The organism is Mucilaginibacter sp. P4_E8 (assembly GCF_056401495.1).
The window spans coordinates 1-21328 of sequence record NZ_JBFUJG010000089.1 but is presented as its reverse complement, the minus strand read 5'-3'; the positions used below and the strand labels follow the sequence as shown (position 1 = coordinate 21328).

Below are 21328 nucleotides of genomic sequence, written 5' to 3'. Positions count from 1 at the left end.
TGGTGATACCACTGGCAGATGGCCGGTTAAAAACACCCCCTATCCTTTAAACGGTGCTATTTTACCGTTTAAGCGTGTGGTAGCTTTTTATGGTAACCTGTACTCTAAAAAGATGGGTATTTTGGGCGAATTGCCACCTAAAGAAATGCTGGCCAAGTTAAAAGGCGAAGTAAAACACTGGGAAAAAGCCGATCCGAAAACACCGGTACAACCTGCTCTGCATTATATTGCCGTTGTGGCACAAGGCGATGGCGGAAAAGATGGCAAATACCGCTACCGCATGCCGTTTAAACAAATTGACAGCGTTTTGGTACTGGCAAAAAAAGCACATGCCATTGTGTTTTTAGATGTACAGGTAGCACTAAGCAACATACAGGCCGAATTGCCATTGTTTGAAAAGTATCTGGCTATGCCACAAGTACATTTTGGTATGGACCCTGAATTTTCTATGAAAGATGGCAGCAAACCAGGTAGAAAAATAGGCACTTATGATGCAGCTGACATTAACTATGTTTCGGGTTATTTAGCCAGCATGGTTAAAAAATATAACCTGCCTCCAAAAATTTTAGTAGTACACCGCTTTACCAAGAAAATGGTTACCAATTACAAGAACATAAAATTGCGTAAAGAGGTACAGGTAGTAATGGATATGGACGGATGGGGTGAGCCAGATTTGAAAACAGGCACTTATCGTTATTTTATAAACCAGGAGCCGGTTCAGTTTACAGGCTTTAAGCTGTTTTACAAAAACGATATTAAAAAGAAACCTTTCCACATGTTAACACCTGAGGAAGTTTTATCAAGATACAAACCATACCCTATTTATATACAATACCAATAGGCTTGAGTCATAAGTCTTGAGTTTTAAGTCTTAAGTCAATTAATATTATATTTTTTGACTTAAGACTTTTTAATTTTAGATTTTTGCCTTCAGATTCAGAACTTAAGACTATGACAAAATGGGGTATTATAGGTTGCGGGCGCATTGCCCATAGGTTTATGCAGGGCCTTCACGAAGTGGCCGGTACCAGGTTGGTATCGTCATGGTCGCGGAGGCCCTCTACCGTTAATGCTTTTGTGGAGCAGTATGGTGGTATTGCCTGCACCAGTGTTGAGGAATTGCTGGCCACTGATATTGATGCCGTTTACATTGCAACCCTTCCCGATAGCCATGCGGCCTACAGCATAGCCGCGTTAAAAGCCGGCAAACATGTACTGTGCGAAAAGCCGGTAACCGTTAACCTGCCCGAACTGGAGCGGGTGCTTGCCGTAGCAAAAGACTGTAAGCTGCTTTTTATGGAAGGTATGAAACCGGCATTTTATCCTTTATACACCCGTTTAAAAGAGCATCTTATTCATGACCCAATTGGCCCGGCTGGTTATGTACGTGCCGGATCGTCAGTAGCAGATGTCCCCGCAGATCATCCCAATTTTAGTCATGAGCTGGTTGGCGGCGGGTTGATGCAAATTGGTATATACGAGGCTTTTTTGGCGATTGACTGGCTTGGCGACCTGCAGGATGTGCAAGCAATGGGCCGCTTTGGCAATACGGGAATAGATATGTTCACCGTATTTCAAACCCTTCATGAGGGAGGTTACTCCCAATTATATGCCGGCTTTGACCTGCATGGCAAAGGCGACGCGTTAATAGCCGGTCCGTTAGGGCATATCACCATCCACAAAAACTGGTGGAACCCGGCCCGCGCTACCATTGATTATCTTGACGGCCGTACTATTGAACTGAGCGAACCATTTACTGCCGGTGGCCTCAACTATGAGATAGCACACTTTTGCGATTTGATAAAAGCTCACGAAACCGAAAGCCCCATCATCAGTCACCAAATGTCAAGACAAATGATTGACCTGATTGACAGGGCCCGTGCAGAGATAGGATTAAAATTCTCTTCCGAAAAATAATAAGAGACGCATGTGATGCGTCTCTACGTAAATGTTGTAGAGACACATGTAATGTGTCTCCTGATTTCTTATAATTTATTGGAGTTAAGTACCGGGTTTTGGCTGGCGTTTACCTGGTAGGTATAAATGGCGTTTTGCTCATCAACTTCCACTATACGGTACCCTTTGTAGTCGGTACCCCAGTCGCCGCCAATGTGCGAATCAAAGAAATGTGGAAACTTACCGGTATGACGCACCCCATCAAGCAAATGATCATGTCCGTGAAAGGTAGCCTTAACATTTGGATAGCTATGCAGCAGGTCGATGGTTTCTGGACAATCCACAAAAAAATCATCCTTTTGCCACTTAAATGGTGCAATGTGCAGTATCACAAAAACTATCTTTTTATCGGTAAGCTTATCAAGCGAAGCTTTGATAAAGGCATTGTTGGGGCAAACATAGGTGCCTTTTGTATCGGCAGTATTGGCCAGCACAAAGGCAATATCACCAAACTCTACGGTATATTTATCCTCATACCCAAAGTTCTTTTGCCAAACAGCAGCATCGGCAAAATCATGGTTACCCGGTATGGTATGATAAGGTACGCTTAGTTTATCCAAATAATTGGTTTTTATTTCGGGCAGCAAATCAGGGCGATTATGCACCAGGTCGCCGTTCACAATCACCATATCCAGGTGATTTTTGGCATGATCCGCATTGAGCCATTTCACCATATTACCGGTATTGGTAGCATAATCTGTTCCGGGCTGACCGTAATGGATATCAGATGCCAGGGCAAACCTTAGTTTCAGCTTGTTCTTTTTATCTCTCTGATAGTCATTATTAACGTTTGCAAAAGTGTTAACAGCAGGCAACAAGGTTAAAGCTGCAACACCTGCCAGGCCAGTGCCAATAAATTCTCTGCGGGTAGTCATAGGTTAAATTTTTAAGTAAATGTAAGGTATGGGTGTTAAATCAAGGTTAAGAATGATCAAGTAACAGGAATAATATAACAAGCTGGTGCTTAGAAAAACATCACAGGGCTTGCGTTGGGGAGATCCTGCTCGGAGCAAAACAAAACTTGTCATCCTGAGCGACAGCGAAGGATCTATTCGGCGATATGCATAGCGATTAATAGATGCTTCACTACGTTCAGCATGACAAGTCTACTCTATCGTTTGTAATCTGCCTACCTCAACCCTTTCTCTTTCAAATACTTCACCAGCGCGGCCGGGTGATCGGTTTGCAAGCCGGTTAAACCCTTGTCCAGCGCTTTATCCCAATCAGCAGGGCCTTCGCCGGCGCTTTGAATATCGGGCCAAACGGGGATATGTTTACTTTCCGCAAATTTCACCATATCTGCGTTATACTGTTTGTAACTGCCGTCCAGTATATCTACCTGGTATTTATTAATAAAGCTTTCCATACCTGCAACATTTTTAACACTATCGGGCAGGCTCAGCATCAGGGGCATTTTGGGGGCAGCTTTACGCCAGCCGGTAAATTGTTCGGCGCTGTTAATATAAACCAGCACCTGTTTTTCCATACCATATTGTTTGATCATTTGGTAAGCAACAGCCGGGTCGGCAGCTTTAAAATCAAGGTAGATGTTGATCTTGTGTTTACACAGTTGCAATATTTGCTTAAATGTTGGTATACGGTAGATTACTTTACTGGTGGTGTCTTTGCTTTTTACCTCAAGCTGTTCAAGTTCATTTAACGTAAGGTCTTTAACCAGGCCTTTGCCGTTGGTCATGCGGTTAACATTGGCATCGTGCATACTGATCAGTTCAGCGTCTTTGGTGGTACGCAGGTCGATCTCTACATAATCGGCTTCATTTTTAATGGCCTCCTGATAGGCGGCAAGGGTATTTTCGGGATATATCACATGATCGCCGCGATGGGCCGCCACTATGAATTTATGTCTGGATACCGGTGCAGGGTTGGGCTGCCAGTTATCGCCCTTGTATAGTAAAAGGAGTATTGTTGATACTAAAAGTAATTTCATGTTTGGTGGTTTAAATCCTCATTAATGAGCAACCTGTTTAGTCCTTATCAACTACCTTCGCAGGTCTTTTCTGTTTATAGTGATCTTCCCGTTCGCGGTCTTCATCATCCATTTCGGGTCCTTTTTCAATTTTACGCCAATCAATGGTTTTGTTGTACCTGCTCATCGCCTTTTGTGGATCAAACACCCGGGTATCGCTCCTTACAAATGTATATGGGCTAAAATCGGGCTTATCTGTAAAAAAGTCCTGCAGCAAAGTAGCTGTAACATCATATTGATTTACATAAGGCACATCCAGTATGTTATAAATGGTTTTTAATATCGACCCAAAGTTGGCATGTGTGTGACTCACAAATCCCTTTTTTACATAAGGACCGGCCAGCATCAATATGGAGCGGTGCGCGTCAACATGATCAACGCCACCTTGAGGGTCATCTTCGGTAATTATTACCAGCATGTTTTTCCAATATTTGGTGCGCGATAAAAAATGCAGTATGCGGCCAACTGCCAGGTCGTTATCGGCCATGTATGATTGCCTGTAAGGATACCCGTCATTAGGTCTTACATCAGCTCCATGATCATTGGGCACCTGCATGGTGATCAGTGAAGGCATTTTTTTCTTCCCTTTGATCCACATTTTGGTAAACTCACCCTCAAACTGCTCCATCCTAAACTGGTCGGGGATGTTGGTATTAAAGCCGGCATAGTTATGGCTTGTCCTGGTAAACAAGGCTTTTTGCATAGGAACCATTACCAGGTGGGCCGCACCAGTGGTTGTATCCTGCCATTCTTCGCGCACGTGAGCCGTTTCATTAGCCTCGCCAAAATTGTAAAACGCCACGTGCTTTCTTTCCAGCGCCTCCCAGAGGCCTCCTGTTTCGGCAAAATCCTCAGGGTCCATACTTCCGGTTGATCCTGGAAAGCGGCGTCCGGGTGCTTTTGAAAACAGTTTTGCCGTTTTGTGTACATTGGAATTTGCCTCTACCCACTCATTAGGGATTACACCCATCATCCAATGGTGACCATGTATGGAGGCATCGCTATCGCAATAATAGTTATCTGAAAAAGCAAATTGTTGGGCCGCTTTAAGATGGTTGGGCGATACTTTTAATCCCGGAAATTTCACCCGTAAAGCATCGGGCAATGTATATTCGCAGTTTACACCAAACCGGGCAAGGGTACTATCGCCCCTGGCATTTTTCAACTGCCCGAATACTTCATCATAAGTACGGTTTTCTTTAGTGATGTAAACAATATATTTAATAGGTGTAGGCGATGCGCCCGGCAAAACCGGTAATGGATTTTTAGCAGCAACCGGAATAGTTTTACTGGCGAAAGTATTATTGATAACCTGTTTGGTATACAATGCCAGCTGAGCCTGATCAGGCACCGGCACTTTTTGAAATGTACCTAACTGGATATCGCCAATATAAGTACCCTGCGGCGGCGAAACAAAGCCATGACCGCCATTGGGGCCGGCACCATAGCCACGGCACGAGGTAATATACATTTCCTTTTCATCGGCTGATAACCTTACCCGCGAAGTTCCCCAGCCGGTAGGGATTAATCCTTTGGTAGTTTTGGAGGGTACGTCAATTACTGCAACGGCATTAAAACCCAGTAAGGCAACATATAAAGTTTGTTCATCCTTGCTCAGACAAATACCAAACGGCAGCAGCCCGCGATATTTATCAATGCGTCTATCAACCTTTATAGGTATATCGCCTGATAGTTTATGGTTCTTGTAATCAATAATAGTAACATTATCATTGGTGGCATTAGTTACATAGGCATAATTGCTGCCCACAGCAATGGAGTTTGGACTTGCGCCACCAGTTACCTCGGCATCTTCCAGCATTTGACCTATCTGGTGACCGGTTTTAAATTTGTCGATCACTTGGTTGGTAGCCAGATCAATAGTGAACACGCTCATGGCCTCGGGTGCCAACGGGTCGCCAACACCGGGGATCTTTCTTCCTTCAATTATGGTTCCTTCGCGCGATTCTTTGGTATTATCACCATAAGGGTGTTGAGATATCCGTATAGAATCGGCATTTTGAGGTGTGGCCCCGGTAATTAAGGGGTACGAATACATGCCCACATTAGCCACAAAAGCCGTTTTTTTATCCGGACTTAAAGCCAGGCCGAAGGGTTGGCGCCCAACATTAACAGAGGCGGTAATTTTTTTTGTGTCAAGATTTAACCTGACTAAACGAAAGTTACCACGGTCAAGCACCAATAACTCATTATTTGCCGGGTTAAGCTGAAGGTCTGACGTAAAACTATCATCATATTCCTTGTCTCCTACTTTCCCGTTTAATGATAATGAATCTATCCGCTCAAATTTTTCCGCATCATAAATAATAACAGCCCCATTATCGCCTCCGCTCAAATACAATGTTTTGGAATCCGGCGAAAAAGCCACACCCAGGAATGATCCATTTGATAAGGGCGATTTTATCTTTTTATCATAACTGGGAACCCTTACGGCGTTCATGGAAGACAGGTCAATAATTTCAATAACCCCGTTGTGCAGCGTTACCGCCTTTTTACCATCGGGCGATATAGATAAGCCAAAAGGATCATGTGTAATGCGGATAGTATTACCAGCAGGCGTTATAAACCTGCCGCTCGGCAAAACGGAGGTGCCGCTCTGGTTAATTTTACAAAACTGGTCGGCCCCGGGTACCTGTAAAATACTAACTTGCTTTTGCGCGAATGAAACCGCATAAGTACTTAAACAAATAGCGAGCGATACAAGAATTTTATTACTCATGATAATAAGTTGTTAATTTCAAAAAAACTATTTACCGGTAACACTGCCTATGGCATCGCCAACCTCATGCCCGGCGGCTGCCTTAAAATCAAAGCCCAGAAGTTTGGCAATTGTTTGCGCAAGTTGTTTGTGGTATGTTGTTACTGGCAATTTCATTTCGCCTGAGGCTGGTGTATCGGGGCCTAAAACTGCAAACCAGGTTTGCTCAGAGTGCGGGGTTTCTTTACCATGATCGCGCCATTTGGCTATAGGTACATCTCCCCTGCCGTGGTCGCAAGTGATAATCAGGGTAGTTTTGTTTTTATAAACCGGGTCGGTTTGTACGTACTGCCATAATTGTTTTATATAGTCGTCCTCCTGGCGGGTACGATCCAGGTAAAATTTGTAGTTGCCGGCATGAGCCAGATCATCGGGTTCATCAAATGCGATATACAGCGCACGTGGCTTAAACTGCTGCAGGTACGTTTTTGCAAATTCAAAAGTCAAAAAATCAATCCGGGTTGAATCGCCAAGGTAATGAGGCGCCTCGTTTTGCATTTCATTTAAATGTTTTAAACGGTCATTCATGCCCGGTACTGTTAACGGCATATATCCTGAGTTGTTCAGCAAGCCTGAGCGTTGGGTGTTCAGGATCTGCGTAAACCTTTCCCATGATGAAAACGCGGCTACCTTATTTTCAAAGCCTTTTTGCTTATTCAAAAACTCCAGCACATTCATATTAGGGTTGGTAATAGCTTCATTGGTGTTCATCCGTGGATCAGCAAAGCCGCTGAAGATCTCGTTATAGCCAGGGTATGAAAAATGATACGGGTTGGCCACCTCATCCTTGCTGCCTATATCGCGATTACCGTATAACTGGCCCTGCTGCACAATAGCCGACCAGAAGAACGGCATCAGCATTTTACGGCGATCGTTAGCCTGGTTTGTCCAGTAATGTTTACGTACCGCGTCCTTATCATCGGTATCATGCGAATTGATCAGGGCAGAGTCGGCACCCCGAAAAACTTCCTGCCACCGTAAACCATCAATGGTTACTATTATTACATTTTCGGTTTTATGTTGCTGCGCAAATAATGCAGAAAAAGCCGCAGAAAGCACCAGTGTTAAAATTATTTTTTTCATAGGTTTTATTTTATCCAATAAAGGCCTCCCGAAATATCGGGAGGCCTTTATTAAATTCAATGTTTATTGTAATATCCACAGTTTATTGTAATATCCACATTACACCGTTTATATCATCCTTACCGCCAAATTGGCTGCTCAGGGCTTTATTATAATTGGTAGCATTTACAGTTCTTTCTGATGTTGGGTATTCAAAACGCAGCGCTATACGACCGCTGTTACCTGTACCCGGACCAGTTGTAAAGGTTGGAACTTTGGTACGACGGTAAGTAAAATACGACTCCAAACCTGAATGACGGAAAAGCGCCAGGTATCTTTGCTGTAATATTTGAGTAAGACCGGCTGCACCACCTGTATATTTTACAGCATCCTGCGCGTAGTAAGTAGTCCAGTTTACAGTTACAGGGAAAGTATCATAACTTGACAGGTCTGCAGGGCCTTTTGTTGCACCCGGACGGTAAAAGTAAGCTGAGAATATACTTGCACCCGCAGTTGTTGGGATAGCATAATATTGGAATGATGCCTGTATACCTTTAACATAGTAGGCTTCGGCATCGCCTGTAGCCCATCCGCGGTTAATGCCTTCGGCAATGTTAAACATCAATTCGGGATAACCTATCTGTACGCTTGGTTCACCGGTATAGGTTGAATAAAAGTGTTTACGATTCATAAACGAATAGCGCTGCAGGGTAGCGTTATTGTACATCACACCAAGATCAAGACCCGGATCGGCGCCAACAAATGCATCAAAGCTGGTTGGACTTTTCTTTAAAGTATCTACAAGATAACGTGATGGCTCGGCAGTTACAAATACCCGTGGGTCCTTTAACTGTGTAAGTAACCCAACATAAGTTGCCGACATATTTTGCCTTGAACCATTTTGCCCAAAGTTGTCAGGGTTTTGTGGGTAATAATTACTTGGGGTAACAAATTTATATTGCAGATTATCATCAGAGCTGGTCATCAACGGATATTTGGTTGCATTGCCAATGATGCTTGCAAACTGTGTTTTCACATCAATATCCGCTGTTTTTTTGCTTAACGCAATCAGCAGCCTTATCCTGAATGTATTTACTACTTTTTGCCATTTAGTAAGATCATTACCCAAATAAATATCATTGGATAAAGAAGCGCCAACACCGGTACCACCTATTKTAGGATCTTTAATCAGTTGTGTCATATCAGTATTGGCACTTTCAAGCCAGGCTAAACACTGAGTCATAACCGCTTTTTGAGTATCATAAGCAGGTGTAAGGTTATCCAGGCCTTTTAAAGCATCAGTCATAGGGATATCACCTTCTTCCAAACTCATTTTACTAAAGAAATAAGCCCTGAAAAATTTACCCAGTGCCTCATAAGGATTAACCGCTGCGCCACCCGATGCGACAGCTCGTTTTTCCATATCTAATACGTTTTTAAGCGTACCGTAGTAATTATCGCCACCATTTGCAAAATCATCGTAGCGGTTATTACCGTAATAATCATAGTTATATAAGTAATACTGGGCATATATCTCGTTTTCGGTTTGAGGCATGTCAACCATTTTATTCAATACACCATTAAATAACAGCGATGCGGGAACCGTGCTGGGCACGTTATTGTTTTTGGTAAGGTCCTCAAAACTCTTTTTACAACCTGTTGCTGCCAATACCATGAATACCGGCAGTACGTAATTAATAAATATCTTTTTCATAATTATTCAATTTTTAATTAGAATGATACATTTAAGTTTACACCATAGCTACGTACTGTTGGCGATTGCAAAACAGTGCTTGAGGTAGCATAATTGTATTGATCTAAATCCACATCCTTAAAGCGTTTGTCTTTATAGAAGTATAATAAGTTACGGCCGTATACCGATAACGATGCCTTTTTGATGAATGATTTATCCATCCATGCTTTAGGGAAGTCATAACCAAGCGTTACCTCGCGCAGTTTGGAGAAGGTTTTGCTCATTAGGTTTGACTCATCAACGTTATAATATTTACTTACATAATCCTGCACCAAAGCGGTTTGCTTGTTAGGTGAATATTGCAGCGCGGTGTAGTTTGATATTTTACCGGTTACAGGATCATAGTTGATAGATGCTCCGTTTGATACGGTTACACCTTCGCCTATATAACTACCGTTGTAGCCTGCTTTACCAAAGTTTTGCCAGTCTTTATAACGGGCATCGCCCAGTGCCCCGGTAGCGGTTTCAATATTTGCACCACCACGCATGGTTTTATTGTGCATGTAGTCAATAATAACACCACCAACTGATCCGTCAAACTGGAAACCGAGGCTAAAGTTGTTATAACGAACCTTGTTACTAATACTCCATGCATATTTAGCATTCTCGTTACCCAGGTATTGAGGAACCGGTAATGCCAGTGGCTTACCAGCAGCATCATTAATGATCTGTCCTTGTGGGGTTCTTGCAAATGCGGTTCCGTAAAGTTTATCGGTACGGTCGCCGTTTTTAAAGAATGTTTGATAAGTATCCTGTCCCGGAGGCAGCTCCTCATAAACATCTTTAAAGGTTGATACGTTAACCAAAATATTCCAGGTAAAACCGCCTAAGTTCCTGATCGGCGTACCTTCTAACGAGCCTTCATAACCTGTTTTCTTGGTTTTCAAAGCATTCAGGTACAAAGTTGTATAACCTGTAGCTGTTGATATGGGGTTAGCCAAAATCTGCGGACCATCAATATATTGGAAAGCCGTAGCTGAGAAACCTAAACGGTTCTGTAAAAATTTAATATCAAAACCTTCCTCGTAGTTAACACGGGTTGAGGTTTTTATATTGGTCTGATACAAAAAGTCAGAAGCAGAAGCTGCAGGCTGGCTGTTGTAAGGCTTGCTGGTTAAGTAAAATGGATTAAGCTGATAGCTTGGACCATTATAAGGTGAGTTATAAGTACTACCATAACCAAGCGGGTTCAGGAACAGCGGATTTGAATTTGGGTTGCTTGTAGTTGTTGAACCACCATATACCGAAATGGCATTAAAAGGAGCCGGCCCGATAGTTGAACTTGAAGCATCGGCTTTTACAGTAGAATATGATGCCCTTGCTTTTAAGAACGATATAACCTCAGGCAGTTTAATGTAATCAGAAATTACAGTTGCTGCCGATAAGCTTGGGTAATAATAAGTAGTTACATTTTGAAATGCCGATGATTTATCAACACGGCCTGTGCTTGATAAGGTAGCATATTTACCAAATGTAGCATCAATTGAATAGTAACCGCTTAATACGCGTTCCTGTGAATTAAAGCTGGTTGATTGTACCGCGTTTTTTGAGTTGCTAAAAGTATAAACTTCAGGTACGTTCAAATAATCTGTTGATGTCCAGCTGGAGTTATAGTTAAAGCTACGCAGATTTGAACCCACCAAACCTGATAAGTTCAGGAATTTTTTAATGGTGTAGTTATAGTTAACAAACAACTCGGTATTGTTATCAAACAGGTTACGGCGGTCTTCGCGGTAATCGCCCTGGTTACCTTCACGGCCGTAAGGGTGTGCCGAAAATGGCAGGTCTTCGGTACGTAATATGTTGTAGGTATTAATTTGCGAACGTAAAGTTGCATTCAGGTTATCATTGATCTTGAAATTACTTGAAATGTAACCGTAAACATCATTTTTGTAATGGCCCCTTGTCCATTTTTCAGTTAATAAATAAGGGTTATGGTAACGGGTGTACTCAGCAAATTGCGATTGAACACCTTCTTTACCCGGCTGCCATATGGCTTTAATATCAGGTGCGTTAATGTCCCAGTCGGCACCTGTCCAAACAGCTATATTATAGATGATACTGTTAGGGCCATATTGTACGTCAGGAAAATTATCGGTTGATTGTCTGTTAAAATCAACGTTGGCTTCAAATTTCCAGCGTGAAGTTGGAGTAAATGACGCGTAAAAGTTAGCGTTTGCTATATCCAGATATTGTGACGGGATATAACTGGTTTGATGTTGTTGTGAAACCGAAAACCGGGTTACATAAGTGTCGCCAACTGATCCTAATGAAATGTTGTTATTGGTTTGATAACCGGTTTTCAAAAAGTTTTTCAGGTTATCCTTACCCCTTGCCGTATACGGGGTAGCCTGGCGCACACCATTAATAACAGGGCTGTCATACTGTGGTATTAACTGACCGGCAAAATAAGGACCCCAAACGTCATAATCGCTATCTACACCACCCGGTGCACCGCCCTTACCATCAACAAAGGTGTAAAAAGTATTTTCGCCCGCGCCAAATGAATTTTGTGTGCGCGGGAATGCCAGGAAGCCGGTGTTCATAACCGTACTGCTGTTTATATCAACTGTTAAGCCTTTTTTGTTTTTATCACCTTTTTTAGTGGTGATTAAAATAGCACCATTTTGCGCGCGGCTACCATAAAGGGCGGCAGCAGCAGGGCCTTTTAACACGGTATAAGTTTCGATATCATCAGGGCTGATGTTATAGGTATCGGTATTGATCGGAAAACCGTCAACAACGTATAATGATACCGCGTTACCCCTTATTAATACCGAAGGGTTACCCAATAACTCGGCTGATGGGCCTACTGATAAACCGGCCACTTTACCTGTTAAACCTGTAATAGGGTTTGGGTCACGAGCGGTTGTTACATCAGCGCCGTTAACGGATTGTAGTGCGTAACCAATGCGCCTGGTCTCTTTTTTAACACCCAACGCGGTTACTACAACCTCGTTTAGGGTTTTACTGTCACCGTTCATACTTACGTTTATAACGGTTTTATCATCCACAACCACATTCCTGGGGGCATAACCAATAAAAGTAAAAATAAGGGTTTGACCGGCATTGGCCGTAATACTGTAGCGGCCTTCCACATCAGTAACCGTACCTTTAGTCTGTTCTTTAATTCTTACACTTACACCGGGTAATGGTAAGTGGTTTTCGTCGGTAACAGTACCGCTTATTTTGGTTTGTCCGAATAAAATAGATGGAGCAATACAAAATAATAAAACCGTGATAAGGGTTTTTAATTTCTGGTAAAACTTGTTCATCTGCTAAAATTTAAAGGTGAAGGGGATTGATTTTTCATTCAGCAATACTAAACTTTGTTTATTATTAGTAAACTAATTTAGTATTAAGCAATGCTTAATCTTATGTTCACCCTGTGTTAAGCAGGCGATTTTTGTAACGGCAGAATTACATGTAGCTTACAAAAACTTAATATAGAAGATCAACTGTTTACCAGTTGCAAATGAGTTAATGCTATTGACTTTAAATAATCTATGTTATTTACCGGTACATTCATCTCTTTGGCCATATCATCCCAGTAGCGTAGTTTTATAATTAACTCAGCATCTGGATTAAGTTCAAAATCGGTAGCTTCATCTTCGGTCATTACACCGCCCTGAAATTCGAGCGTGGTTTTACTGGCGTCAGACAGGCAGTCATAATATTCGGGATATTTATAAGTAAGGTATCTTTTAGCGATCACATGGCCCTGTACCAGATTAGCCACCCTTTCAGAAAAACCACGTTCAAGCAAATAATCGGCACCCAGTTTTTCATGGTCAACATTGCCCATGCCGTCCATACTTTCGGCTTCATCGGCATCAGCGCATAAATGGCCTATATCGTGAAAAAAGGCAGCCAGTATAACTTCATCGTCATAACCTTCGGCTTCCGCCAAAGCCGCAGCCTGCGACATATGCTCCAGTTGCGAAACCGGTTCGCCAATATAATCTTCATCACCAAATTTTTCATAAAGTGAAAATATTTCGTTCACAACGGCCTGCGGACTATATTGGGAAAAGGACATGGTTAGTTTTTTGTTTACAAATAAAGGGTATCCAGATTAGGGAAACATTAAATGTTTGTAAAATATCCATCCCGTTGGCGAAAACTCGTCCGAAGCAAAGCCAGGGTGAGTCTTTTCACCACATGTAACAAAAAAATCATTTTGGATAAATTTGCTTATTGGTTACTTTGCGCCTGCTAACTTGATAATAAATAATGGAAGAAGATATACTGATACAGATCAGTAACCGGATAAAAGAACGCCGCCGCGAAAAAAATATCACTGTTCAGGAGTTGGCCATAAGGGCCAATGTAAGCAAAGGGCTCATTTCGCAAATTGAAAACAGCCGTACCATACCATCGCTCATGGTATTAATTGAAATCATTAAAGCATTGGAGATCGACCTCAATGAATTTTTTAAGGATATCCGCTCCAAAAACGATCATTTACCTGTTTTGATAAAACGGAAAAATGAATATGAGCATTTTGAAAAAGAATATGCCACAGGCTTTCATTACCAGCGCATATTTACACAATCAATAACCCACTCTACTGTCGATATTGTAATATTGGAGCTGGAGCCTGATGCCACCCGCCCGCTTGTTGAAACTGACGCATTTGAGTACAAGTACATTTTGCAAGGCGAAATAGAGTATCAGTTTAACGATGACAAGATAACCCTTCACCAAGGCGATTCCATGCTGTTTGATGGCCGCATACCCCATACGCCAAAAAACCTGGGCAAAACCACCGCGAGTATGCTGGTAATCTATTTTTTTGAGGAAAAGAAATAGTGGTTAATTGATTAAGCTGAACAGGTGAGTTATGCCGCTATATGACCATTTAGCAGCACGACCTGTTGGCCTGTATTGGCGGGCATTTGTAAGTGCCATAACTGCAAAACACACAGCAATCGCCGTCTTTGGGTTTTAATACTGCCTTACATTGATCACATTGGTAAAAATACTGACATGAATCAACAGGCATTTCTTCCCGTTTTTTAAAACCACAAGACGGGCAGGTAATTTCTGAAATAAGCACTACATCCATATTATAAAGGTAATGTTATTTAAATTATTGAGGAGACTCAATTAGGCATCTCTCACTAAATTTATGTGTGCTGAATATTCTATCTGCGTGCAATCCAGAGGCGCAATTATGCATCTCCACAAAGCCCCCTTAACCATATCTTAACACAAATTTAGTTTGGTATTAATAAATAAAGTTTAGTATTGCTAAACATTCTTATTGATATTATGACCATTAAATTAGTAGTATTTGATATAGCCGGCACCACGGTTAAAGACGATCATGAAGTAAGCAAAGCATTCCAGGCTGCTTTAAAAAAATTCAATTACCATGTTGAGCTCGACAGAATAAACCCTTTAATGGGCTACGAAAAAAACCTGGCGATAAGACAAATGCTGCAACTGCATGAAACCGATAGCGATAAAATAACTACTGAACTGGTTGGCAATATCCATAAAGAATTTGTGCTCCAGATGATCCACTTTTATAAATATGAGCCAGGTATTGAACCCCTTCCAAATGTTGAAGAAACCTTTGCTACCCTACGCTCCAATGGCGTACAGGTAGGGATCAATACGGGCTTTTCGCGCGATATTGCCGATACCATTATCAACCGCCTGCACTGGCACGAAAAGGGGCTTATAGATCATGTTGTTGGTTCAGACGAAGTAGAGCTTGGTCGCCCGCATCCTTATATGATCCAAAAAATGATGGAGGATGGCGGCATTACCGATCCATTACAGGTTGCCAAAGTTGGCGATACCGAGGTTGATGTACGCGAGGGCCAGAACGCGGGTTGCAAGTATGTAATAGGCGTAACCACCGGCATTTTTTCCCGTACCGAACTGGAAACCTACAATCCTACCCACATTATTGATGATATAGCACAGGTTATAGAGATCATAAACCAGTAAACAGTTATGAAACTGATGGATCAGTTACGGGTAAAGGTAGCCAAATGGCCGTACTCCCTGCTATCAGTAATGGCAGCGGTTTCGGCATTTGGCTTGTATACTTCCATGTATGCCTTCCGCAAGGCCTTTGCTGCCGGCACATTTACCGGGCAGCAATACCTGCATGTTGATTATAAGGTTTGGCTGGTAATAGCCCAGGTGATTGGTTATACCTTCAGCAAGTTTTACGGCATCCGTTTTATTGCCGAAGTGAACAGCAAAAACAGGGCGCGCTATATTTTAACGCTGATAGGCATTGCCTGGTTGGCGCTACTGGCCTTCGCCCTGGTACCTGCTCCTTTTAATATCGTTTTCCTGTTCATCAACGGTTTTCCGCTGGGGCTTATATGGGGCCTGGTTTTTGGTTACCTCGAAGGACGCCGATCTACCGAATTTATGGCTGCCGTGTTATCCATCAGTTTAATATTCGCATCGGGATTTGTAAAAACAATTGGGCGCACCTTACTCAGCGTTTTTCATGTTAATGAGTTTCACATGCCTTTTTTAACAGGCGCCATATTTGTATTGCCCCTGTTGTTGTTTGTATTTTGTATGGAGCTGATGCCAGCTCCTACCATCGAAGATAAACAACAACGCGCCGAACGCACTCCTATGAACGCGGCCGAACGCAAACAATTTCTGATCAGATTTTTACCAGGCATCATCCTCACTATTATTATTTATGTGCTGCTCACTATAATGCGCGATGTCCGTGATAATTTTGAGGTAGAAATCTGGGCCGATCTGGGCGTAAAAAGCAACAGCATTTATACCAATATCGATTCTATTATATCCATCGTTGTGCTGGTTGCTATGAGCCTGCTTATCCTCGTTAAAAAGAATCTGAAGGCTTTCGGTATCATTCACCTATTAATTATTGGCGGTTGTGTGCTGGTTGGTGTTTCAACCATGCTGTTCACTTTAAAATTGATAAGCCCCATAAGCTGGATGACCATGGCCGGACTTGGCCTTTACCTGGGTTATGTGCCTTACAATGCCATATTTTTTGAACGGATGATAGCTACCTTTAACTATCGCAGTAACGTGGGCTTTATCATGTACGTGGCAGATTCCATGGGTTACCTGGGCAGTGTGAGCATTTTGCTGGTAAAAGAACTGGGCAGACCAAACATTAGCTGGGGCAACTTCTTTAAAGAAGGCGTAATGATAGTAGCTGTTGTTGGCGGTATTTGCGGCGTACTATCGCTCATATACTTTTTGCAAAGCGTTCAAAGAGATAAAAAAAAGATTAGTGAACAAGAAGATGGGATACTTTCTTTAAGTTAAAAGTCAGAAGAAATGACCTAATGACCAAACCAAATTAAATCTATGACTCAAGATAAATCAAAAAACTCTCCCTTTAGGGGGCAGGGGGGCTCTGCAATAATTATAGGCGCTGGTATTGTTGGCCTTGCTACAGCCAGAGCCTTAGCCATGCGTGGTTACAAAGTAACCGTGTTTGAGCGTAATGAACGTGCGGTTGGGGCATCCATCCGTAATTTTGGGATGATATGGCCTATTGGCCAGGCTACCGGGCCACTCTTTGATAGAGCAATGCTATCTCGCAGCATCTGGAAAACCATTTGCACCGAAGCAGGCATCTGGCATAACGAAGTTGGCTCCCTGCATCTCGCCTATCATGATGACGAATTGCGGGTGATACAGGAATATGTAGAGGTTAACCATAATTTTCGGGATTGCGCCTTACTAAACCCGGCTCAAACTCTTGCCCGGTCCCCGGCTGTTAACCCTGATGGTTTAAAGGGTGCTTTATGGAGCGGTGAGGATATGATCGTGGAGTCGCGCGAGGCTGTTGGTCAGGTAGCCAAATACCTCGCCGATAAATATGATGTTGAATTTCACTGGAACACGGCCATCAGCCGCATTGAGCATCCTAAAGTAATATCGGGCAATCGAAGCTGGCAGGCCGATGAGATATTTGTATGCAGCGGTGCCGATTTTGAAACACTTTATCCCGAGCTGTTCGCGCAAATACAGATCACCAAGTGCAAACTACAGATGATGCGCCTGGTTACCCAGCCTAATGAATGGCGCATCGGCCCATCATTATGCGGTGGTTTGTCTATGATCCATTACCCGGGCTTCCAGTCGGCTGCCTCATTGCCTGCTTTACGGAAACGTTATGAGGACCAATATGCCACACATTTAAAATGGGGTATTCACGTTATGGTTTCGCAAAACGGCAGCGGCGAGCTCACCATCGGCGATTCGCACGAATACGGCTTGGTTCATGATCCATTTGACAAGGCATTTATTAATAATTTGATAACCGAGTACTTACATACTTTCGCCACCTTTAAGGATTGGAAACTCCTGCAGTCATGGCACGGTATCTACCCTAAAATGACCAATGGAGCTACCGAACTGATCATAGAGACCGAACCCGGTGTAACCGTTATAAACGGCGTAGGCGGCAATGGCATGACACTTTCATTCGGTTTATGCGAAGAGGTAATAGCAAAAAGAGTTGAGTAATTTGGCCGATGGTTAGATCGTTTCTGATAGATTTATAAATTTGTTATATTAATAAAAATAAAGCAGGGGGCGGTGCGATTCCTTCCCTTGGGAAGGGGGAGGAAGGGGTATATTGAACTATTTAATATGACGCAGAAACCCCTCCCTGCCACTACACCTGCCTGCACACCCCTCCCGAGGGAGGGAATAAATGAAATGTTTATTTTAAACTTAAGATAATAACAATACAAAAAACTCATAACTCACTACTCACCACCCATACTTATATGTCCGATACCAGGAGAGATTTTATTAAAAAGGCAGCGTTACTTACAGGTGCTGCCGGGATTGCAAGTATTTTGCCCGAATCAATACAAAAGGCGATGGCTATTAACCCTGCACCGGGCAGTACCTATCTTGATGCCGAGCACATTGTTATCCTGATGCAGGAAAACCGCTCTTTTGACCATACCTATGGTACGCTTAAAGGGGTGCGTGGTTTTAATGATCCGCGGGCAATTGATCTGCCTAATAAAAACAAGGTATGGCTGCAATCAAATAAAGCTGGTGAAACCTACGCCCCTTTCCGCCTGGATATAAAGGGCACAAAAGCTACCTGGATGTCGTCGTTACCGCACTCCTGGGCCAACCAGGTAAATGCCCGTAACGATGGCAAGTATGACCAGTGGCTCAACGTAAAACAAAACAGCAATAAAGAGTACAGGCACATGCCACTTACCATGGGTTATTATAACCGCGAGGATTTGCCGTTTTATTATGCCCTTGCCGATGCCTTTACCGTATGCGATCAGAATTTTTGTTCGGCCCTTACAGGTACCAATCCCAACAGGTTATATTTCTGGAGCGGAACAGTACGTGCCGAACAACATGAAAATTCATTAGCCCACGTATGGAACGATGATATGGATTATGGCACCCTGAACTGGGCTACTTTCCCCGAGCGTTTGGAAGATCATGGTATATCATGGAAACACTACCAGAACGAGGTGGCCATTGATACCGGTTTTGAAGGTGAACAGGATTCCTGGTTATCAAATTTTCAGGATAACCCGCTGGAGTTTTTTGCCCAGTACAATATTAAACTGCACGATAACCATATTACTCATCTGCAAAAAAGATCAACCCTTTTACCAGATGAAATTACAGCGCTTGAAAAGCAAATAGGCGCGTTACCTGCCGGCGATGCGCACATTGATCACCTTCAAAAACAGCTAAAACAAAAGAAGCGTGATCTGGATAATGTTAAAAAGGACATGGCAAGTCTTGATCCGGGTAAATTTGCTACGCTATCACAGCGCGAAAAAAATCTGCACCAAAAAGGATTTGCAACCAATACCAACAATCCGCATTACCGTGAACTGGTTAATTTAAAATATGATGATAATGGTACCGAGCGCGAATTATTGGTACCCAAAGGCGATGTATTACACCAATTTAGGGACGATGTAAAAACCGGGCAGCTACCAACCGTTTCCTGGATATCAGCTCCCGAAAACTTCTCCGATCATCCAAGCTCAGCATGGTTTGGCGCGTGGTATGTATCCGAAGTAATGGATATCCTGACCCAAAACCCAGAGGTTTGGAAAAAAACAATTTTCATATTAGCCTATGATGAAAATGATGGCTATTTTGATCACGTGCCGCCGTTTGTCGCCCCTCACTCTAAAAAACCAGGCACCGGTTTAACCTCCAAAGGCATTGATACCAGTATTGAGTTTGTAACGCTGGAGCAGGAAAAGGCCCGCAACAACTTCCCCGAAGTGTATGACCGCGAAAGCTCCATTGGTTTGGGTTATCGTGTACCTTTGGTTATCGCATCACCCTGGAGCAAGGGCGGCTGGGTTAACTCCGAAGTATTTGACCATACCTCAACCCTGCAATTCCTGGAAGACTTTTTAAGCAAAAAAACAGGCAAAAAGGTAGTTGAGCCCAACATTAGCAACTGGCGCCGTACCGTTTGCGGTGATTTGACCAGCGTGTTCAGGCCATATAATGGCGAGAAGATTGCCAATCCTGAATTTGTGGTAAAAGATGCCTTTTTAGAAAGCATACATCAAGCTAAATTTAAAAAACTGCCTACCTATAAACTGCTAACTGCCGATGAGATAGCGCAGATCAATAAGGAGTCTTATGCCTCACCATACATGGCGCAGCAGGAAAAAGGCATTAAGCCATCATGCGCCCTGCCCTACCAGCTTTATGCCGATGGTAAACTAAGCGCCGATAAAAAATCATTTGATATTCAGTTTACAGCTGCTAATAAGGTATTCGGCCAAAAAGCATTAGGTTCGCCGTTTAACGTTTATGCTCCGGGCAAATACGCCAGCTTTAATGATCCGCAGCAAATGGAGCCTTTGCGTACTTGGGCCTACGCTCTTACAGCCGGCGACAGCCTTACCGATAACTGGCCGTTGCAGGAATTTGAGAACGGCGAATATCATTTACGGGTATACGGCCCCAACGGCTTTTACCGCGAATATAAAGGTAACACTGCCGATCCACTGATTGATGTGGCCTGCGAATATGAACAAGGCGCGGCAAATAAACTTACCGGCAACATTGCCCTAAAACTGGTTAATACCGGCAGCAAACCTTACACCATTGAAATAACCGACCACAGCTACAAAACCAATAACTACAAAAAAACAGTAGCTGCCAAAGGTCAAAGCACCCAGGTACTTAACCTTACCAAAAATCATGGCTGGTACGATTTCAGCATCAAGGTTACCGGCAGCCAGTCTTTCGAGAAAAGATATGCGGGCAGGGTTGAAACCGGACAACATAGCTTTAGTGATCCTTTGATGGGGAAAGTGGTTTAGTATTAATCTGATATTATGAATTTAAGCCGGGCTTGATGCCCGGCTTTTTTTGTGGAATGCTATATGGTAAAAAATGTGTCATTGGTATGAAGCAAACCCTACTCAGGCAACTTTTTAAATAAAGGCTGTCATGCTGAGCTTGTCGAAGCATAGTGGGCAGGCCTCTACGCGCGATCCTTCGACAAGCTCAGGATGACAGGCCCACTTATGCTTGTCCTAAAGAGATTGCATCGTTCCTCGATTTCTATGATCTAAGCAACTAATTTGAGATAATTTTTTTCATATTTTCTATTTTGTCTTACACAGGAGAAAATACGTTGTACAAGTTTATTTCTTACAGCGTTTATGACACTCATTTTATTCTTCTTCTCGACGTTGACTTTCCTTTCGTAATAAAGCCTTAACTCATCATTATACTGAATGGCTACTAATGCAGCCATGTGCAAAAGTGTTTTTACTTTTTTATTGGCCATATGGGA

The 21328-nt window shown here is 42.8% G+C and carries 15 protein-coding genes and 1 pseudogene; 7 read left to right on the top strand and 9 right to left on the bottom strand.

Annotated elements, in window-relative coordinates; genetic code table 11:
* Positions 1–841 (top strand): hypothetical protein (locus AC1DRQ_RS22555; protein WP_477427042.1); only part of this gene is annotated, 841 nt, incomplete at its 5' end.
* A 110-nt stretch (positions 842–951) separates the two neighbouring features.
* The gene (locus tag AC1DRQ_RS22550) at positions 952–1917 is read left to right on the top strand and encodes a Gfo/Idh/MocA family protein (RefSeq protein ID WP_477427040.1); all 966 of its coding nucleotides are present in this window, start codon (positions 952–954) and stop codon (positions 1915–1917) included.
* Between the two features lie 68 nt (positions 1918–1985).
* On the opposite strand, the gene AC1DRQ_RS22545 is transcribed toward AC1DRQ_RS22550, so the two are convergent.
* The 7 genes from AC1DRQ_RS22545 to AC1DRQ_RS22515 all read right to left on the bottom strand — a co-directional run bounded on the left by AC1DRQ_RS22545 (position 1986) and on the right by AC1DRQ_RS22515 (position 13573).
* The gene (locus AC1DRQ_RS22545; RefSeq protein WP_477427038.1) at positions 1986–2831 is read right to left on the bottom strand and encodes a metallophosphoesterase family protein; all 846 of its coding nucleotides are present in this window, start codon (positions 2829–2831) and stop codon (positions 1986–1988) included.
* A 254-nt stretch (positions 2832–3085) separates the two neighbouring features.
* Entirely contained in the window at positions 3086–3904 is an 819-nt protein-coding gene (locus AC1DRQ_RS22540; protein WP_477427036.1) for a glycerophosphodiester phosphodiesterase family protein, read from the bottom strand.
* A 37-nt stretch (positions 3905–3941) separates the two neighbouring features.
* Positions 3942–6680, bottom strand: coding sequence for a bifunctional YncE family protein/alkaline phosphatase family protein (locus AC1DRQ_RS22535; RefSeq protein WP_477427034.1), 2739 nt, complete (start codon positions 6678–6680; stop codon positions 3942–3944).
* A gap of 27 nt (positions 6681–6707) precedes the next feature.
* Positions 6708–7802, bottom strand: coding sequence for an alkaline phosphatase family protein (locus tag AC1DRQ_RS22530; protein WP_477427032.1), 1095 nt, complete (start codon positions 7800–7802; stop codon positions 6708–6710).
* Between the two features lie 82 nt (positions 7803–7884).
* On the bottom strand, positions 7885–9495 hold the full coding sequence (locus tag AC1DRQ_RS22525; RefSeq protein WP_477427030.1) for a SusD/RagB family nutrient-binding outer membrane lipoprotein: 1611 nt from the start codon (positions 9493–9495) through the stop codon (positions 7885–7887).
* A 17-nt stretch (positions 9496–9512) separates the two neighbouring features.
* Positions 9513–12809: a SusC/RagA family TonB-linked outer membrane protein gene (locus AC1DRQ_RS22520; RefSeq protein ID WP_477427028.1), complete on the bottom strand. Its 3297-nt coding sequence runs from the start codon at positions 12807–12809 to the stop codon at positions 9513–9515.
* Positions 12810–12988: 179 nt separating this feature from the next.
* The gene (locus AC1DRQ_RS22515; protein ID WP_429400377.1) at positions 12989–13573 is read right to left on the bottom strand and encodes a phosphonate degradation HD-domain oxygenase; all 585 of its coding nucleotides are present in this window, start codon (positions 13571–13573) and stop codon (positions 12989–12991) included.
* A 194-nt stretch (positions 13574–13767) separates the two neighbouring features.
* Here AC1DRQ_RS22515 and AC1DRQ_RS22510 point away from each other — a divergent pair, with 194 nt between their 5' ends.
* The gene (locus tag AC1DRQ_RS22510; protein WP_477427025.1) at positions 13768–14346 is read left to right on the top strand and encodes a helix-turn-helix domain-containing protein; all 579 of its coding nucleotides are present in this window, start codon (positions 13768–13770) and stop codon (positions 14344–14346) included.
* Positions 14347–14395: 49 nt separating this feature from the next.
* Here the strand turns inward: AC1DRQ_RS22510 and AC1DRQ_RS22505 are convergent, their stop codons facing one another.
* Positions 14396–14602 (bottom strand): GDCCVxC domain-containing (seleno)protein, encoded by a 207-nt coding sequence (locus AC1DRQ_RS22505; protein ID WP_477427023.1) that lies wholly within the window; start codon positions 14600–14602, stop codon positions 14396–14398.
* A gap of 206 nt (positions 14603–14808) precedes the next feature.
* Here AC1DRQ_RS22505 and AC1DRQ_RS22500 point away from each other — a divergent pair, with 206 nt between their 5' ends.
* From AC1DRQ_RS22500 to AC1DRQ_RS22485, 4 genes are all read left to right on the top strand, one after another.
* Entirely contained in the window at positions 14809–15495 is a 687-nt protein-coding gene (locus AC1DRQ_RS22500) for an HAD hydrolase-like protein (protein ID WP_477427021.1), read from the top strand.
* Positions 15496–15501: 6 nt separating this feature from the next.
* A complete protein-coding gene (locus AC1DRQ_RS22495) occupies positions 15502–16821 on the top strand; it encodes a DUF5690 family protein (RefSeq protein ID WP_477427019.1) in 1320 nt (439 codons plus the stop codon).
* Between the two features lie 42 nt (positions 16822–16863).
* Positions 16864–18030: a TIGR03364 family FAD-dependent oxidoreductase gene (locus AC1DRQ_RS22490; RefSeq protein WP_477427017.1), complete on the top strand. Its 1167-nt coding sequence runs from the start codon at positions 16864–16866 to the stop codon at positions 18028–18030.
* A 266-nt stretch (positions 18031–18296) separates the two neighbouring features.
* Positions 18297–20849: a phosphocholine-specific phospholipase C gene (locus tag AC1DRQ_RS22485; protein WP_477427015.1), complete on the top strand. Its 2553-nt coding sequence runs from the start codon at positions 18297–18299 to the stop codon at positions 20847–20849.
* Between the two features lie 251 nt (positions 20850–21100).
* Here the strand turns inward: AC1DRQ_RS22485 and AC1DRQ_RS22480 are convergent.
* Positions 21101–21328: pseudogene (locus AC1DRQ_RS22480) on the bottom strand (hypothetical protein); the annotation flags it as partial.

Excerpts from the sequence above, each read along its gene's own strand:
- AC1DRQ_RS22550 (WP_477427040.1), top strand. The coding sequence starts at position 952 with ATGACAAAATGGGGTATTATAGGTTGCGGGCGCATTGCCCATAGGTTT.
- AC1DRQ_RS22545 (WP_477427038.1), bottom strand. The coding sequence starts at position 2,831 with ATGACTACCCGCAGAGAATTTATTGGCACTGGCCTGGCAGGTGTTGCA.
- AC1DRQ_RS22540 (WP_477427036.1), bottom strand. The coding sequence starts at position 3,904 with ATGAAATTACTTTTAGTATCAACAATACTCCTTTTACTATACAAGGGC.
- AC1DRQ_RS22535 (WP_477427034.1), bottom strand. The coding sequence starts at position 6,680 with ATGAGTAATAAAATTCTTGTATCGCTCGCTATTTGTTTAAGTACTTAT.
- AC1DRQ_RS22530 (WP_477427032.1), bottom strand. The coding sequence starts at position 7,802 with ATGAAAAAAATAATTTTAACACTGGTGCTTTCTGCGGCTTTTTCTGCA.
- AC1DRQ_RS22520 (WP_477427028.1), bottom strand. The coding sequence starts at position 12,809 with ATGAACAAGTTTTACCAGAAATTAAAAACCCTTATCACGGTTTTATTA.
- AC1DRQ_RS22515 (WP_429400377.1), bottom strand. The coding sequence starts at position 13,573 with ATGTCCTTTTCCCAATATAGTCCGCAGGCCGTTGTGAACGAAATATTT.
- AC1DRQ_RS22510 (WP_477427025.1), top strand. The coding sequence starts at position 13,768 with ATGGAAGAAGATATACTGATACAGATCAGTAACCGGATAAAAGAACGC.
- AC1DRQ_RS22505 (WP_477427023.1), bottom strand. The coding sequence starts at position 14,602 with ATGGATGTAGTGCTTATTTCAGAAATTACCTGCCCGTCTTGTGGTTTT.
- AC1DRQ_RS22500 (WP_477427021.1), top strand. The coding sequence starts at position 14,809 with ATGACCATTAAATTAGTAGTATTTGATATAGCCGGCACCACGGTTAAA.
- AC1DRQ_RS22495 (WP_477427019.1), top strand. The coding sequence starts at position 15,502 with ATGAAACTGATGGATCAGTTACGGGTAAAGGTAGCCAAATGGCCGTAC.
- AC1DRQ_RS22490 (WP_477427017.1), top strand. The coding sequence starts at position 16,864 with ATGACTCAAGATAAATCAAAAAACTCTCCCTTTAGGGGGCAGGGGGGC.
- AC1DRQ_RS22485 (WP_477427015.1), top strand. The coding sequence starts at position 18,297 with ATGTCCGATACCAGGAGAGATTTTATTAAAAAGGCAGCGTTACTTACA.